The sequence below is a fragment of the Streptomyces sp. NPDC060064 genome (assembly GCF_042736455.1).
Taxonomy (GTDB): domain Bacteria; phylum Actinomycetota; class Actinomycetes; order Streptomycetales; family Streptomycetaceae; genus Streptomyces.
Genome location: NZ_JBHWWF010000020.1, coordinates 59,638 through 75,796, shown reverse-complemented (window position 1 = coordinate 75,796; position 16,159 = coordinate 59,638). Strand labels below are relative to the sequence as shown.

Here is a 16,159-nt window from a genome sequence, read left to right as displayed (position 1 = left end):
GCTGGGGCGCACCATCATTCTCGCCAACAGCAGCCCTCTAAACGGCTCTTGGCCGCTATCGTGGTAGGGAAACTTGCGGTCACAACCTGCTAGGGGGAAACCGTGGCGCTGAAGCCCGAGCCGACCGCGCCGTTCCATTCAATACAGTATGTCCTGCGCGTGCTGGAAACGATCTCCAAGCACGGTGGCGGTGTCACCGATGTCCAGGTCGCGCGCGAGACAGGTCTGCCGACCGGCCACCTGGCCCCCATGCTGGCGATGCTGCGCCGCGAGGGCTATGTGGAACAGGTCGCGGACGGCGCCTATGTGATCGGCGACTCACTGATCCTGTTGGGCTCCGGGGTCACCCGTCAGCAGGCACTTCAGGCGAAACTGCAGGAGACCCTCGCCGAGCTGCGCGACTCGGTCGGCGCGGCGGTCTACATCAGCCGGTACATAGACGGCGAGGTGAAGATCACCCAGTTCGCCGACAGTCCTCGTACGCCGAAGGTCAACGAGTGGGTGGACTTCCGCTCGGCGGCCCATGCGAGCGCCGTCGGCAAATGCCTGCTGACCCAGCTCGACCAGAACGGCCGCCGCGACCACCTGTCGCGCCACAAGATCGCCCGCCTCACCTCGCGGACGATCACCAGCGAGAAGCTGCTCTTCTCCAAACTGGACAGCCAGCCCCCGACGGTCCCGATGCTGGACCTCCAGGAGTACGCGGTGGGCACGGTCTGCGCGGCGGTTCCACTGACGGCGGGCTCGGCAGTGGGCTGCCTGGCACTGTCCCTCCCGATCGAGCACGCGCACCGGCTGCGCTCGGCGGCGGACACGCTGAACCGCAAGGCGGCGCCGGTGGTGCTGTCGCTGGCGATCTAGGTCGGACGCCGCCAGGTGTCCGAAGCACCCCTCGGGACCAGGTAGTATTACCGAGTCATCAGCCGCCGCGCGGCTGGTGCCAGTAAGCGCCGCTAGCTCAGTTGGTTAGAGCAGCTGACTCTTAATCAGCGGGTCCGGGGTTCGAGTCCCTGGCGGCGCACAACTGATCATCTGGGGCTTCTCGGTCATCCGAGAAGCCCCAGATGCGTTTCCGGACCGGAACCCACATCGTTCAGGGCGTGAGCAGACCCGCCCTGCCGTGGTGCCCGTACCGGGCCAGCAGCGTCGTCCTGTCCGCCTCCGTCAGCCGGCGGTAGCCGCTCCTGCCCGGCTCCGCCCACCACACCTCGCCGCTGGCCTCACCGCTGGCCTCACCGCTGGCCTCGTCGCCGCCCTCGCCGCCGCCGAAGCCCTCGCGCCGCAGCGCCACGCGGTGGATCTTGTTCGTCGCGGTCACCGGCAGCTGCCGCAGCACCCTCACGAAGCGCGGCGCCATCTTCGTACCCAAGTCCGGCTGCGACGCCAGGAAGTCCCCGAATCCCACCGGATCGAACGAGACACCGTCCCGCAACGCGACCGCCGCCATCACCTGATCGCCCGCCACCGGGTCCGGCACCGCGTAGACCGCCACCCCCGCCGCGTCCGGCCACCGGGCCAGGATGTTCTCGATCATCGCGGCGGCGAGGTTCTCGCTGTCCACCCGCAACCGGTCGTCCGTGCGTCCCGCGAAGTACAGGAAGCCGTCCGCGTCGCGGAAGAAGAGGTCGCCCGTCCAGTACCAGCCGCCGCGGGTCCGGGCCGCGTCCGCCTCCGGGTGGTGCCAGTAGCCCTCGAACGGGCTCGGCCCCCGGTTCACCAGCTCCCCTATCGCATCCGCCCCGTTCAGCAGCCGTCCACCCGCGTCCAGTACCGCGGCCGCCCGCTCCTTCCCCGTGTCGGGGTCGACCACCGCCAGGTCGTCCCCCGGGCTCGCCCTGCCGATAGCGCCGGCCGGGGTGTCGGGGGTGCGCTGGATCGCCGCGCCGCCCTCGGAGGAGCCGTAGCCTTCCACCAGCCGCACCCCGAAGCGCGCCTCGAAGCGCGCCGCGTCCACCGCGCCGGCCTCGGTGCCGAAGCCGAGCCGCAGCCTGTGCTCGCGGTCGTCGTCCCGTTCGGGCGTGGCCAGCAGGTACTGCACCGCCCGCCCCACGTAAGTGAAATAGGTCGCACGATACGTCCGTACGTCGTCGAGGAAACCGGACGCCGAGAAGCGGCGGCGCAGCGCGACCCCCGCTCCGCCCGCGAGCGCCGGCGCCCAGTCCGCGATCACCGCGTTGCCGTGGAACATCGGCATGCAGATGTAGTGGACGTCGTCCTCGCGCACGCCGAAGTGCCGCACCAGCGACGCGCCCGCCGCCGCCACCCGGCCCTGGGTGCAGATCGCGGCCTTGGGCGCGCCCGTCGACCCGGAGGTGAAGTAGAGCAGCAGCCGACTGCCGGGCCCGACAGGACCGAGCGTGGCGTCGCCGGGTTCCGCGGCGGCGTACGGGGCGAGCAGCTCGGCGTAGGCGGCGTTGTCGGGATCGGTCACCAGCACCCGGACCCCCGGCAGGCCGAGCCCGTCGAGGAGGGGAAGGTGGGCGCGTTCGGTGACCAGCACCCGGCAGTCGGTGTGCAGGATGTCGCGGGCCAGTTCGGGCCCGCGCCGGGTCGGGTTGATGCCCGCCACGGCGGCCCCGGCCAGGGCCGCCGCACTGAGCCACAGGGGAAACTCCGGGGTGTTGTCGAGCAGTACCCCGAGGTGCGGCTCGGCTCCGCGCGGCAGGAGATCCACGAGGAGCGCGGCCCGTGCGGCGGCGCCCGCGGCGACCTGGTGGTGGCTGAGTGCGAAGTCCTGGCCGCTCAGCCCCACCCGGTGGTCGCCCCATTGGCGCTGTACGAGCTCCGCGAGAGTGCCTGCTTCCGCGTTCCTCATGGCGCCGCACGGTAACTGACTATCCGTCAGAACTGAACATCCGAGCAGGCGTAGAAGGCGTTGCCGGTGTCGTGCACCGTCCACACCGCGAGGATCAGATGCCGGCCGGACTTCGACGGCAGCGTCCCGGAGTGGCTGAGCGTGGACGGCGGGCGCTGGCCGTTGTACGGGATGGTCAGGAACGGCTGCGACTCGAGCGAGGCACGGGTGAGCTTCTGGCTCGGATTCCAGCCGTTCCTGGTGATGTAGTACTTGAAGTCGGTCGTCGCGTGCATGGCGGTGAACTGCCACCGGAAGGTGTAGTTCTGCCCCGAGGAGACCTTGGTGGTGGGCCAGGTGCCGCCGCGCGGGTCGTCGAGCTGCGCGAAGCGGCTGTTGCCACCGGCGCAGATCGTTCCGTCGGCCGGACCCGCCGCGGGGAAGCCCTTGGGGCCTTCGACGCTCTGGGGTTCGTAGATGATCTCGCCACAGTTGGCGACCGTGCGGTTGGCGCAGAGTTTCTGGCGGCTGATGGGCGAGTCGGTGTAGCCATGGCTGCTGGCGCTGCCGGTCGCGAGCATGGTGGTGCCCGCCACTACGAGGCCGACCACGCCCGCGCATATCTTCTTGCGCATGCTTCGCTCCAGGAGAACGTGGGGGAGTTCTGTGGGCCGTGCTGCACGCGTGCGGTGGTACACATTCCGGTTTCCGGTCTAGACCAAGTCCCAGAGTATTAACAGAACTTGAACATGTCCAGACCAATCACGCACCTTCCGCGGGCCCCGAACCCCCTTGGTAGAAGGCGACGGTGAGGTCCTTCACCAGAGCCTTGCGCTCGTGGTCACCGAGCGCGACGAGCCCACGCTCGGTGAGCCGGTTCACCGCGTCGTCCACCGCCTTCACCACCGAAGTCAGCTCGCTGTCCCGGTGCTTGGCGTCGATCGCGGCGATCCGTCGGCGCTGCATCGCGACCGCCACCTCCGGCGCGTACTCGATCCCCGTCGGCTGCGCCGAGAAGAGCTCGATCCCCACCGGAGCGCACTCCGCCGACAGCAGACGCGTCAACGCGTCGCCGACCGCCTCGGCATCGCGCAGGGTGGGCGCGTCCTCGTGGAAGGCATCGGCCGGCAGCTGCGAGAGCACCCGCGCCATCGCCGCCTCGACCTGCTCGCTCAGATAGTTCTCGTGGTTCTCGACGCCGAGCGCCGCCCGCGCGGTGTCCTTGACCCGCCACACCACGAGCACCACGACGCGCAGAGCCGTGCCGTCCGCGTCGACCGCCGGCATCGGTTCGCTGCGCCAGTGCCGCAGCCGTACGTCGACCCCGCGGCGCAGCAGCAACGGATTGACCCACACCAGCCCCGTACGCCGCACACTCCCCTGGTAGTCGCCGAAGATCGTCAGCACCCAGGCGTGTCCGACCCGGCCGCATCCCAGCCCGCCGAAGGCGAAGAGCACCAGCACCACGCCCAGCGTGAGCAGGCACCACAGCCCGATCCCGATGCCGTTGAAGGGATACGAGGGCAGCCCCAGCAGCCTCGTCACCCTGCCCGGCAGCGCTCCGACCCCCCACAGCAACGCGCCGATCCCGGCCAGCGCGCACAGCCCGGCGACCACCCCGGTCCAGCCGGGCAGCGCGGGCGCGGCCCGCTCGACCAGGTCCGGATCGACGGGCGGCGCGGGCCGCGGTGGGACCACAGCGGACCGCGGAACCGCGGTTCTGCGGCCGACCTTCGGCTGCTCGCCGGTGCCGTGCCGCCATCCGACGACGGCGGACCGCGGGGCGAGCGGCAGGGAGTCGTCTTCGCGGAAGAGGAGATGCACCGGGATCTCGGTGGTGACCTCCTGGGCGATGACCGGGGTGTGCCGCGGGCTGTCGGACGGCACGGTGCCGTCCGGCTCCGGGGTCGTGGTGTTCATGACTGCCACCTCCACTGGTCGTTCCGTACTGCCGTCGCCGTGCCGGTCAGCTCCACCGCGCAGCTCTGCCGGTCAGCTATGCCGGTCGGCTCCGTCGGCCGACTGCGCCGGACAGTCGCGCCGTCAGGCGAAGAGCCGCCGCCAGGTCTCGGGGCCCGGGAAGCCGTCGGCAGCGGCGCCGCGCCAGCCCTGGGCCTGCTGGAACGCCTCGACATTGCGCCGGTCCGCCTCGCTCCATGCCGGTCCGGGCCCCGATGCGTAGTGCTTGCCGTAGCCGCGCTTCACCAGCTGCCGGCCGAGCTGGGTGACGTAACTACTGGACCGGCCGGGAAGGAAGTAGCCGCGCCCCGGGTAGGCGGGCGCGACCGCGCTCTTACCTCCGGGCCCGCTCGCCCCGCCGATGATGTTCCGGCCCTTCTTGGTCACCAGCAGCCGCCAGGTGCCCGGCCCCGGCATCCCGTCCGCTTCCGCGCCCTGCCAGCCCTGGGAGAGCTGGAACGCCCGCGTGGCCAGCCGGTCCATGTCGTCCCAGCGCGGTTCGGGTCCCTGAGGGTAGAAGTGCTGTCCGCCGCGGGTGGAGAGCAGCTCGGCGAGCCGCGTGACGTACTTGTTGTTCGCACCGGGTCCGAAGGCCGTCCTCCCCGGATAGGCGTCCGTCCCGGGGTTGGCGCCCGTGCCGGGGTTGGCGCCCGTCCCAGGATTGTTGGCTGTCCCGGGTTTGGCGCCCGTCCCCGGAACGGTGGCGACGGACGGCACTTGCACCGCGGCGCCGGTGACGCCCTTGTAGCGGTAGGGCAGGTACTTGCTGGAGTTGGTCCAGTACGCCATGGGCGTGGCCTGCCTACGGGTCTGCGGCTTCACCTGCTCGTACGCGATGTAGGAGGTGTGCGTGTAGTCGGTCCAGCCGCCGAAGAGCACGACATGCGAGCCCCGGGTCGGATTGTCCGGGTTGTGGAAGAGCAGAATGTCGCCGGGCTGCAGCTCCTCGCGCGTGATCAGGGTGGCGTACTCGGCGAGGCTCCCCGTCCACTCGTTGCCTGCCAGACCCCATGCCATCGAGACATAGCCCGAGCAGTCCTGGCGGTATCCGTCGGTCCAGTACAGCTCCATGCTGTACGGGACCCCCGCGCTCACCCATTTCTTGGCCCGGTTGATGATCTCGGCCCGGGTCGTCTTGCGCAGTTGCGCGGCGGCCGTGGCCGACTTGCCCGTGGGTCCGTGCAGCGGTCCGCTGCGGCCCTGCTCGGTCACGGGCACCGGGTCGGCGGTGGCTTGCGCGTCGACGGCCTCGCCCGGCCGCGCGGTACCGGCAGCCGCGGGGCCGACGGCGTCCGCCACTCCTGCTCCACCGCTGCCGAGCACCACGCCCGCCGTGGCGAGCACGGCCAGCGCCCGGCGTAAGCCGTGCGCGTTCGGGTGGCCTCCGGACGCGAGGATGCGGCGCTGCTGGGCACAGCCCGCGCAGCCGCAGTCGGCCGCGGGCTCGTACTCCTCGAACACCGGCACGGTCATACGGACCCTCCGCACTCATCAAGTTCTTTTGGCTCTGACGCACGGGTGCCGGCGTCCACTGCCGGCGCCCCCTGTCAGCCGCCAACTGTCCCGTCTCATCGCATTTTGACGGAATGAAGGTAATAAAAGACGATTCGACAGGCCGGAATGATCAGAGAATGGTCATCAGCACCCGCGGCTGTCGGGTAGAGTTCTCCAGGTCAGCAGGCGCCGCTAGCTCAGTTGGTTAGAGCAGCTGACTCTTAATCAGCGGGTCCGGGGTTCGAGTCCCTGGCGGCGCACGCAGAACTGAGGCCCCCTCACCACACATGAGGGGGCTTTGGTCGTACATACAGACGTTTTCAGCCACTCCAGCCCCGGCGCGATCTTCTCGCAAGAGGGCCTCAAATCGCACATATAGCCGATTAACGCCCCGTTTCACCCTTGCGATCATGACGGGGGGTCGTAGACCCTGTCCTGGAGCCAATACCCTCAATGGGGCATCCTTTTAGCACAGTTGGGCGTATTTGGAGGGGATAATCCCGTTGCAGGGACACGGGATAGGGGTCCCGTTCACAGATCGAACACGCTACGGGCATCATGCAACCAGCAGGTGACCGTTTCGTGTCTGTAGTGACGGTGGCCCGCCACTGATGCGTCCAGGACTCATGGTCAAGGGGGACCGGCGGTCAGGACGAAACGACCGACCACAGCTCACGCAGCCAGCTTGCGTGCGGGGGGATGACTCATGACGTCGACGCCAGACGGCGCCCGGCAGCCCAACGACCCTTCCCGGACGACTCAGCTCCGGATACCGGCGCATCTGCGCACCGCCGGGCAACGGCTGCGCCCCAAGAAGGCACTGCCGCGGTACGACTACGAGCACTACAGCAGGCTCGCCGGACCCCTGACCCAGCCCGACCCGGCCAAGCCGTACACCGTGCAGTACCGCTCGCTGCTCTCGCAGGAGCCGCACCGCATCCGGGCCGCCCTGCTGCTCGGCGCCGCGCCGCTGGTCTCGCTGGGCCTGTTCGCCTGGCTGATGCAGCCCCAGCACTGGACCGAGCGCGACCCGAACCTCAAGAACGACACGCTGCTCATCCTCGACGTCGTCATGCTCGTCTCGATCGGTCTGATCGAGCTCTTCCGCACGATGAACGTCCTGTCGAACGCGCACGCCACGCTGGTGGCCCGCGACCCGGTCCCCGTGGTGCCCGAGACCGGCACCAAGGTCGCCTTCCTCACCTCCTTCGTACCGGGCAAGGAGCCCCTGGAGATGGTGACGAAGACGCTCGAGGCGGCCGTGCGGATCCGGCACCGCGGGCTGATGCACGTCTGGCTGCTCGACGAGGGCGACGACCCCGCCGTCAAGGAGGTCTGCGCGCGGCTCGGCGTCCACCACTTCTCCCGCAAGGGCGTTGCGCACTGGAACCAGGCCAAGGGACCGCACCGGGCCAAGACCAAGCACGGCAACTACAACGCCTGGCTCGAGGCGCACGGCGGCAACTACGACTTCTTCGCCTCCGTCGACACCGACCACATCCCGCTGCCCAACTACCTGGAGCGGATGCTCGGCTACTTCCGCGACCCGGACGTCGGCTTCGTCATCGGCCCGCAGGTGTACGGCAATTACGACACCTTCGTCACCAAGGCCGCCGAGTCGCAGCAGTTCCTGTTCCACGCCCTGATCCAGCGCGCGGGCAACCGCTACGGCGCGCCCATGTTCGTCGGCACCTCCAACGCCGTACGCATCAAGGCGCTCAAGCAGATCGGCGGCCTGTACGACTCGATCACCGAGGACATGGCCACCGGCTTCGAGATGCACCGCGCCAGCAACCCGGACACCGGGAACAAGTGGCGTTCGGTCTACACCCCGGACGTGCTGGCCGTCGGCGAGGGGCCCACGGCCTGGACCGACTTCTTCACCCAGCAGCTGCGCTGGTCGCGGGGCACATACGAAACGATCATGAAGCAGTACTGGAAGGGCTTCTACTCCCTGCCGCCGGGCAAGCTCTTCAACTACACGATGATGATCATCTTCTACCCGATGTCGGCCCTCAACTGGATCCTGGCGGCGCTGAGCTGTGCGCTGTTCCTGGGCATGGGCGCCTCCGGTGTGCAGATCGACCCGACGATCTGGATGATGCTGTACGGCAACGCCTCGGCGCTCCAGATCGGCCTCTACATCTGGAACCGCCGCCACAACGTCTCGCCGCACGAGCCCGAGGGCTCCGGCGGACTCGCGGGCATGGTGATGTCCGCGCTCTCCGCGCCGATCTACGCCCGCTCACTGATGGACGCCGTACTGCGCCGCAAGAGCAAGTTCGTCGTGACCCCCAAGGGCGACTCGTCCAGCCCGGACACCCTCTTCGGCACGTTCCGGATCCACCTCTTCTTCATCCTCGTCTTCGGCGGATCGCTCGGCTCGTCCTTCTACTTCGGGCACGACCATCCGGCGATGATCACCTGGGCCACGCTGGCCCTGCTGATCACCGCGGCCCCCATCTTTGCCTGGCGGCACGGCATCCGCGAGGAGAAGAAGAAGCGCAGAAGGCGGCACGGCGGCGGACAGCCGCCCGCCGCCACCTCGGAGGCCCATGTGCCGCAGCAGCGGCCGCAGCCTGCCATCACCGACCAGACCATACAGATCGCCCTTGGGGGACGTAAGAAATGAGCACGATGCCCGTGCGGCCGAACCACCGCAAGAACCGCGCCCGTCGTGTGGCGATAAGCGCGGCGGTGGTCGTCGTGGTGGCCGGGTTCAACGGGCCGGCGATGTGGCGCTTCGGCTCGGAGCAGTACCACGACTACAAGATCAACAAGCCGGAGTACAAGGCAGCCAACGGCCACTGGGACTTTCTGGACGTCCCCGCCGAGTACAAGATCAATACGATTCACGCCGCGCTGCTGCACACCGGCAAGGTGCTGCTGATAGCGGGCTCCGGCAACAACCAGAAGAACTTCGACGCGAAGAAGTTCGAGTCGGTGCTGTGGGATCCGAAGACCAACGACTTCAAGATGATCCCCACGCCCAAGGACATGTTCTGCGCCGGGCACACCCAGCTGCCCGACGGAAAGCTGCTGGTCGCGGGCGGCACCAAGCGGTACGAGAAGCTCCAGGGCGACGCCACCAAGGCAGGCGGCCTGATGGTCGTCCACAACGAGGACCCGGACGAGCCCAAGACCCTGCCCGCCGGGACGAAGTTCACCGGCAAGCAGGGCGGCAAGACCTTCGTCTCCAAGGACCCGGTCCTGGTGGAGAAAGCGAAGAAGGTCTTCGACAAGAAGACCGGCAAGTTCCTGCGCAACGACCCCGGGCTCGGCCGTATCTATGTCGAGGCCGAGGAGTCCGGGAAGGAATACGAGACCGGCACCGAGGACAACTACCGGGTGCAGGGCCTCAACGGCGCGGACGCCCGCAATGTCTACGGCATCGCGCAGAAGCTCGCGCTCGACAAGAAGGACTTCCAGGGCATCAAGGAGGCCTACGAGTTCGATCCGGTGGCGGAGAAGTACATCACCGTCGACCCGATGAACGAGGCCCGCTGGTACCCGACACTGACCACGCTCAAGGACGGCAAGGTCCTCTCGCTCTCCGGTCTCGACGAGATCGGGCAGATCGTCCCCGGCAAGGACGAGATCTACGACCCGAAGACCAAGACCTGGAAGTACACCGGGATCATCCGGAAGTTCCCCACCTACCCGGCGATCTTCCTGATGGACAACGGCAAGCTCTTCTACTCCGGCTCGAACGCCGGGTACGGGCCCGCCAACGTCGGCCGTGTTCCGGGCGTCTGGGATCTGAAGACGAACAAGTTCGACAAGATCCCGGGCCTCAGCGACCCGGACAGGATGGAGACCTCGGCGACCGTCATGCTGCCGCCCGCCCAGGACCAGCGGTTCATGGTCATCGGCGGTGGCGGGGTCGGCGAGTCCGAGAAGGCCAGTGAGAAGTCCCGGCTGGTCGACCTCAAGGCCGCGAACCCCCGCTTCAAGGACGGCGCTTCGCTGGAGAAGGGCACCCGCTACCCGAGTGCCTCGCTGCTGCCCGACGACTCGGTCCTGGTCACCGGCGGCTCCGCGGACTACCGCGGGCGCGGCGGCTCCAATGTCCTCCAGGCGCGTACGTACGACCCGAAGACGGGCACGTACAAGCGGGTCGCCGACCCCGCGGTGGGGCGCAACTACCACTCCGGCTCGGTGCTGCTCCCCGACGGCCGCGTCATGATCTTCGGTTCGGACTCGCTCTTCGCGGACAAGGCCAACACCAAGCCGGGCGTCTTCGAGCAGCGCATCGAGATCTACACCCCGCCGTACCTCTACCGGGACTCCAAGCCCGAGGTGAGCGGCGGGCCGAAGGCCATCAAGCGCGGGGACACCGGCACGTTCAAGGTCAAGAACGCCGCGTCCGTCAAGACGGCGAAGCTGCTGCGGCCGAGCGCCGTCACGCATGTCACCGACACCGACCAGCGCTCGATCGCGCTGGACATGAAGAAGACGGCGGACGGAATCCAGGTCACCGTGCCGAAGAACCGGGCGCTGGTGCCGTCCGGCTGGTACATGCTCTTCGTGACGGACGACAAGGGCACGCCGTCCGAGGGCGTGTGGGTCGAGGTGCCGTAGGTCCACAGGTCCACAGGTCGGGGCCGTGGGGCCGTAGGCCCGCAGGTCCGTAGCGCTTGACCGTACGTGAGAGGGCCGGCAGCTTCCTCCGCTGCCGCCCCTCCCCCGTACCGCTACCGCGAAAGCTACTTGGTGCCGCGCGCCAGACCGAGCGCGTACTCCGGCCACCATTCGCCCGCCTTGGGCCCGCCCTTGCAGTCCCCGTCCGACTCACCGGGCCGCTTCACCCACAGATACGCGTCGACCAGCGGGTCACCGGTCCTGGCGGTGGGCTCCTCGCCGAGCGCGCGGCCCGGCGGATTGCACCAGTTCTCCTTCGGGTCGCCGCCGGTGTACGGGCCGTTGCCGTTGCGGCTGGTGTCGATGACGAAGTGCTTGCCGCCGACCTTCGCCGAGAGCTTCTTGCCGAAGTCCTTGCTCACCGCGGTCGGAAAGAAGTTGGAGACATTGACGGAGAAGCCGTCCGCCTTGTCGACGCCGGCCCGCTGGAGCGGCTCGAAGAGCGCGTCGGGCTGGGACCAGCCGGCGTTGCCCGCGTCCAGGTACACCTTTGTGTTCGGCTGCTTCTTCAGCCGCTCGACCGCGCCCTTGAGCAGGTCGAAGCGCTCCTCATGGAACTCCTGCGGCGTACAGCTGTCGACCAGGTGCAGCACCGCGTCCGGCTCCAGGATCACCGTGGCCCGCCGGTCGCCGATACCTCCCGCGACCTTGTCCACCCACGCCCGGTAGGCGTCGCCGTCGGCCGCGCCGCCCTTGGAGAACTGCCCGCAGTCGCGGTGCGGGATGTTGTAGAGGACCAGCAGCGCGTCCCGGTCGGCCTTGGCGGCCGCCTCGGTGAAGCCCTTTGTCTCGGCCTCCGGATTGTCCGGGCCGATCCACTCGCCGACCGGCTGATCCGCGATCTTCCTGATCAGCTCGGCGTTCTTGTCGTCGCCGTCCTTCCGGTAGGAGGCGACCTGCTTGGCGGCGTTCCCGTCGGGATTGACCCAGTACGGATCCTTCGCCTTGGGCTGCTGGCTCACCACCGGCTTCTTGTCCGTGTCCTTCTCCCCGTCGGACGAGCAGCCCGCCAGGAGCAGCACCGCCCCCGCCGCGGCCCCGCACAGCCGGGCACGCCCGGTGCAACTCCCGTACATCCACTCCCCCTTGGGTGCACTCACTCCCAGGCCGTCTCCAGGCGCCCCGTCCCGGACAAGACCGGTCGAATCCATCCTGACACAACCGCCGTGAGCGTCACGAGACCGGTTCTCTTCGTGGACATCCTGTGACCGGGTAGCGGGGATACGATGTGCCAGCTGTTCCGTCGCACTCCCTGGAGGAGGGTTTGGTCAGTGCTCGTATGACTGCACTGCTGGACGAGCTGGCGGTTCAGCGGACTGACGGACTCGACGCGTCCTTCGCGCGCCGGTGCACCGATGCCCTCGGCATCGACGGACTGGCGGTCACACTCTCCGGCGACGATTCCTTCGGCGAACTGGTGTGGGCGAGCGACCCGCTGAGCGCCCAGCTGGACGACCTCCAGTTCACCCTCGGTGAAGGACCCGGCATGGACGCGGTGGACGGCGGCGTGCTGATACTCGACGCCGATCTCCGGCTGGTCCCGCGCGCACGCTGGCCGGGTTTTCTCTCCAGCGCGGAAACACTGGGACTGCGCGCGGTCTTTGCCTTTCCCCTGCAGATCGGAGCCATTCAGGTGGGCGTACTCACCTGTCGGCGGTCCACGCCGGGACCGCTCGACGCGACCGCGTTGTCCGATGCCCTGGTGTTCGCGGACGCGCTGACCCTGACCCTGCTGGGAGACGTGGCACACGGATTCGCCGAGCATGCCTCGCTGCACCGTGCCGAAGTGCACCAGGCGACTGGGATGATCGCAGTACGGCTGGGTGTCACACCTGCCGTGGCGCTCGTACGACTGCGAGCGTACGCATACGCGACAGAACGCCCCATCGTGGATGTGGCGAGGGACATCGTGGCGCGGAAGCTTCGGCTTCCCGCCGATGGGGCGGAGCGGGACGGCGACGACACCGGCACCCGAAGCCCCGACGGAGGTGGGTGACAAGGATGGACAGCACCTTGCGCGAACAACGGATCGCCTCGGCTTTCGTGGAGCTCGCCGACACGCTCGTCGCCGACTTCGACGTGATCGAACTCCTGCACAGACTCTCGGGCCACTGCGTCGACCTGCTGGACGTCGAGGCCGCCGGACTGATGCTGGTGAACCAGCGCGGCCAGCTGCAGACCGCCGCGTCCTCCGACGAACGGTCCTGGCTGCTCGAGCTGTTGGAGCTCCAGCACAGGGAGGGGCCCTGCCTCGACACCTACGGCACCGGTACGGCAGTGCCGCCGATCTCGCTCGACAGCCGCGAAGCGAAGCTCCGCTGGCCGCAGTTCGCCGCACAGGCCCAGCAGTACGGCTTCGAGGCCACCTACGCCGTACCCCTGCGGCTGCGCGAGAACGTGATCGGCGCGCTGAATCTCTTTCTGACGAAACATCAGAAACAGCGGTCACAGGGGCAGGTGACACTGGCGCAGGCACTCGCGGACGCCGCCACGATCGGCATTCTGCAGCAGCGGACCATACAGCAGAGTGAACTCCTCGCCGAACAGCTGCAGTCGGCGCTCACCAACCGGATCCGGGTGGAGCAGGCCAAGGGCATGCTCGCGGAACGGTGGGGCGTCTCCGTGGACGAGGCGTTCGAGACACTGCGCCGGTTCGCACGGACGAAGCGGGAGCCGCTCTCCCGCCTTGCGCAGCAGATCGCCGACGGCTCACTGCCCTCCGAGGCGCTGCGGGAGGCCGCCGACGGGAACTGAGGGCGACGGCCTCGCGACAAAGCGTCATCCGCCCTCTAGGCCGGACCATCTCCCCGGCCTAAAGTGTGGGGCAACGGCCCCGGTCCCCGGCTCACGCGCAACCGGACCACACGGCCTCCTGTGCCGGCCCCCGGGCTTCTCCCGCAGCCCGGGCACCCGCGGTAGAGGACCGGCTCGGCCGGCGGCTCCGGGGGGAGCGCGTCGTCGGTCGAGCCAGGTTGCCGCCCTCCGCAGCTGCTTCACTTCTTGGCGACGCCGGTGAGATAGGCCGACACCACCACATTGGCGCTGTACGTGCGTGTCGCCCGGTCGAAGGTGCCGCCGCAGGTGATCAGCCGCAGCTCGGCGCGCCCGTCCTTGCGCGGCCCGTAGACCTTCCGCGGATCGAACCGGTCCCGGCCGAAGACCTGGACGTCATCGATGGTGAACTCGGCGACCGAGCCGTCGGTCCTGGTCACCCGCACCTTCTCGCCCGGCCTGGCGGCACTCAGACCGTAGAAGACGGCAGGTTTCGACTCGGTGTCGACATGGCCGACGAGCAGCGCGGCACCCACCGCGCCCGGCTGCGTACCGCTGCCGTACCAGCCGACCGTGCGCGGCATCGCGTACGGGGGCGGGTCCACGGCGCCCGTGGCATCCAGGCCGCGCGGGACCACCGCCGCGGTGATACCTATCGACGGTATGTCCACCTGGTGCGGTTTCGCCGGCTGGATCGGGTCGTGGGCGGGCGGCAGGGGGACGCCGAGCGGACGGCCGACCGCGGCCACATCGCCGGTGGTGGGGGCGGAGCTGCCGCCGGGGCTGTCGGCGACCTCGCGGCCCCACAGCCACAGCCCGAGCAGCAGTACCGCCCAGGCCACTCCGATGAGCAGTCGGCCGTTGCCCGCCGGACGTTCGGCGGTGGACATGTCAGTCAGCGTCCGTACGCCGGCGCCGCGAGGTGCGGGAGGCCACGGCGACCGCCGCCACGCCCGCGAGGACCAGGCCGATCACGGTGTGCGGGACTCCGGGGCCCGCGTTCTGCCGGTTCACGCTCGCGTCCCGGGCGGCGAGCTGCGCGGCGGCGCCACCGCCGCCCGCCCGTACCGGCGCGACGGGCGTCGGCTGCTGGGACGGCTGATTCGTCGGCTGCTGCGTCGACTGCGGGGTCGCCTGGTTCGTCGGCTGCTGGGCCGGCTGGTGCTGGACGACCTGGACGCGGCCCGAGGCGGAGTGGCCCTGGCCGTCGCAGGTGACGTTCACGTCGTACGCGCCGGGCTTCACGCCGGCTTTGACCATCGTGTTCCCGAACAGCAGGGTGTTCTGTCCGACCCGGCGCGACAGCTCGGCGTCCACGACGAAACCCTGCGACGCGACGGCTCCCGTCGTGCCCTTGCAGCCCGAGACACGGAGCTCCACCTTGCCGCCGGGTGCGGCGGAGGACGGGGCGACCGTGACCGTCACGGAATCGTCTGCGTATGCGGCGGTGGCGGCGGCGGGCGCCAGGACGAGTACGGTGGCCGCCCCGACGGCACGGAGAGCAATCAAACCTGAACGCATCGTGAACCTCCTGATACCGAAAAGATTCACTCGCGCCGGGCGTTTTCGCATCCGCAGGAGCGGCCCACTGCTCCGTATGGCCCTCTGACGTGCTCAGATGCGGTCGACGAGATCCGCGATCGAGTCGACCACCGTGGACGGCCGGAACGGGTACTTGTCCACGGTCTCGCGGTCCGTGAGCCCGGTCAGCACCAGAAACGTCTCCATACCCGCTTCCAGGCCGGCCAGCACGTCGGTGTCCATCCGGTCGCCGATCATGGCGCTGGTCTCGGAGTGCGCACCGATGGCATTCAGTCCGGTCCGCATCATCAGCGGGTTCGGCTTGCCCGCGAAGTACGGATCCCTGCCGGTCGCCTTGGTGATCAGCGCGGCGACGGCTCCGGTGGCGGGCAGCGGGCCCTCGGCGGAGGGGCCCGTCTCGTCGGGGTTGGTGCAGATGAACCGGGCCCCTCCGTTGATCAGCCGGATCGCCTTGGTGAGCGCCTCGAAGCTGTACGTACGGGTCTCGCCGAGCACCACATAGTCGGGTTCGTGGTCGGTCAGCACATAGCCGATGTCGTGCAGGCAGGTGGTCAGACCCGCCTCGCCGATGACGTACGCCGTGCCGCCGGGACGCTGGTCGTCCAGGAACTGCGCGGTGGCGAGCGCCGAGGTCCAGATGTTCTCCACGGGCACGTCCAGGCCCATCCGGGCGAGCCGTGCGTGCAGGTCGCGAGCGGTGTAGATGGAGTTGTTGGTCAGCACCAGGAACGGTGTCCCGGTCTCCCGCAGCCTCCTGATGAAGGCGTCGGCGCCGGGGATCGGCACGCCCTCGTGGATCAGGACGCCGTCCATGTCGGTGAGCCAGGATTCGATCGGCTTGCGCTCTGCCATCAGACTGGGACTCCTGCCGTACGCAGTTGTGCAGTGTGCTGTGCATGGGACGCCGGAGGCACGGCTCTGTGGCCCTCCGGCACCCCAGCCTAGTCAGGTAGTGCT

Annotated in this window: 13 protein-coding genes and 2 tRNA genes; 7 read left to right on the top strand and 8 right to left on the bottom strand. The window is 68.9% G+C overall.

All coding sequences use genetic code 11. The features are described from left to right. Window positions 1-102 precede the first annotated feature (102 nt). Window positions 103-861 (top strand): IclR family transcriptional regulator, encoded by a 759-nt coding sequence (locus ACFWDI_RS23650; protein ID WP_385306595.1) that lies wholly within the window; start codon window positions 103-105, stop codon window positions 859-861. An 86-nt stretch (window positions 862-947) separates the two neighbouring features. Next, window positions 948-1,021 (top strand) — tRNA-Lys (locus ACFWDI_RS23645). Window positions 1,022-1,093: 72 nt separating this feature from the next. On the opposite strand, the gene ACFWDI_RS23640 is transcribed toward ACFWDI_RS23645, so the two are convergent. The 4 genes from ACFWDI_RS23640 to ACFWDI_RS23625 form a co-directional block, all read right to left on the bottom strand. Beyond that, window positions 1,094-2,815 carry an AMP-binding protein gene (locus ACFWDI_RS23640; RefSeq protein ID WP_385306593.1) on the bottom strand — a complete coding sequence of 574 codons (1,722 nt, stop codon included), beginning with the start codon at window positions 2,813-2,815 and terminating at the stop codon, window positions 1,094-1,096. A 26-nt stretch (window positions 2,816-2,841) separates the two neighbouring features. After that, window positions 2,842-3,429 carry a lytic polysaccharide monooxygenase gene (locus ACFWDI_RS23635; protein ID WP_385306591.1) on the bottom strand — a complete coding sequence of 196 codons (588 nt, stop codon included), beginning with the start codon at window positions 3,427-3,429 and terminating at the stop codon, window positions 2,842-2,844. A 127-nt stretch (window positions 3,430-3,556) separates the two neighbouring features. Then, window positions 3,557-4,714, bottom strand: a complete 1,158-nt coding sequence (locus ACFWDI_RS23630; RefSeq protein WP_385306589.1) for an SPFH domain-containing protein — start codon at window positions 4,712-4,714, stop codon at window positions 3,557-3,559. Between the two features lie 123 nt (window positions 4,715-4,837). Further along, on the bottom strand, window positions 4,838-6,226 hold the full coding sequence (locus tag ACFWDI_RS23625; RefSeq protein ID WP_385306587.1) for a peptidoglycan-binding protein: 1,389 nt from the start codon (window positions 6,224-6,226) through the stop codon (window positions 4,838-4,840). A gap of 207 nt (window positions 6,227-6,433) precedes the next feature. On the opposite strand from ACFWDI_RS23625, the gene ACFWDI_RS23620 reads away from it, so the two are divergent. The 3 genes from ACFWDI_RS23620 to ACFWDI_RS23610 all read left to right on the top strand — a co-directional run bounded on the left by ACFWDI_RS23620 (window position 6,434) and on the right by ACFWDI_RS23610 (window position 10,828). Next, window positions 6,434-6,507, top strand: a tRNA-Lys gene (locus ACFWDI_RS23620). 446 nt (window positions 6,508-6,953) lie between these two features. Continuing rightward, window positions 6,954-8,879 carry a glycosyltransferase gene (locus ACFWDI_RS23615; protein ID WP_385306585.1) on the top strand — a complete coding sequence of 642 codons (1,926 nt, stop codon included), beginning with the start codon at window positions 6,954-6,956 and terminating at the stop codon, window positions 8,877-8,879. Beyond that, entirely contained in the window at window positions 8,876-10,828 is a 1,953-nt protein-coding gene (locus ACFWDI_RS23610) for a galactose oxidase-like domain-containing protein (RefSeq protein ID WP_385306584.1), read from the top strand. Before ACFWDI_RS23615 ends, ACFWDI_RS23610 begins: the two co-directional genes overlap by 4 nt. Before the next feature lie 125 nt (window positions 10,829-10,953). Here ACFWDI_RS23610 and ACFWDI_RS23605 read toward each other — a convergent pair whose 3' ends face one another. After that, the gene (locus tag ACFWDI_RS23605; RefSeq protein ID WP_385306694.1) at window positions 10,954-11,964 is read right to left on the bottom strand and encodes a glycoside hydrolase family 6 protein; all 1,011 of its coding nucleotides are present in this window, start codon (window positions 11,962-11,964) and stop codon (window positions 10,954-10,956) included. A 203-nt stretch (window positions 11,965-12,167) separates the two neighbouring features. Between ACFWDI_RS23605 and ACFWDI_RS23600 the strand changes: the two genes are divergently transcribed. Both ACFWDI_RS23600 and ACFWDI_RS23595 read left to right on the top strand, forming a co-directional pair. Beyond that, a complete protein-coding gene (locus tag ACFWDI_RS23600) occupies window positions 12,168-12,884 on the top strand; it encodes an ANTAR domain-containing protein (protein ID WP_385306582.1) in 717 nt (238 codons plus the stop codon). A gap of 5 nt (window positions 12,885-12,889) precedes the next feature. Next, on the top strand, window positions 12,890-13,642 hold the full coding sequence (locus ACFWDI_RS23595; RefSeq protein ID WP_385306581.1) for an ANTAR domain-containing protein: 753 nt from the start codon (window positions 12,890-12,892) through the stop codon (window positions 13,640-13,642). Between the two features lie 239 nt (window positions 13,643-13,881). Here ACFWDI_RS23595 and ACFWDI_RS23590 read toward each other — a convergent pair whose 3' ends face one another. The 3 genes from ACFWDI_RS23590 to ACFWDI_RS23580 form a co-directional block, all read right to left on the bottom strand. Next, window positions 13,882-14,550, bottom strand: coding sequence for a class F sortase (locus ACFWDI_RS23590; protein WP_385306579.1), 669 nt, complete (start codon window positions 14,548-14,550; stop codon window positions 13,882-13,884). A 1-nt stretch (window position 14,551) separates the two neighbouring features. Further along, window positions 14,552-15,181: a PT domain-containing protein gene (locus ACFWDI_RS23585; RefSeq protein WP_385306578.1), complete on the bottom strand. Its 630-nt coding sequence runs from the start codon at window positions 15,179-15,181 to the stop codon at window positions 14,552-14,554. A 93-nt stretch (window positions 15,182-15,274) separates the two neighbouring features. After that, window positions 15,275-16,054, bottom strand: coding sequence for an HAD-IIA family hydrolase (locus tag ACFWDI_RS23580; RefSeq protein WP_385306576.1), 780 nt, complete (start codon window positions 16,052-16,054; stop codon window positions 15,275-15,277). Between the last annotated feature and the right edge of the window lie 105 nt (window positions 16,055-16,159).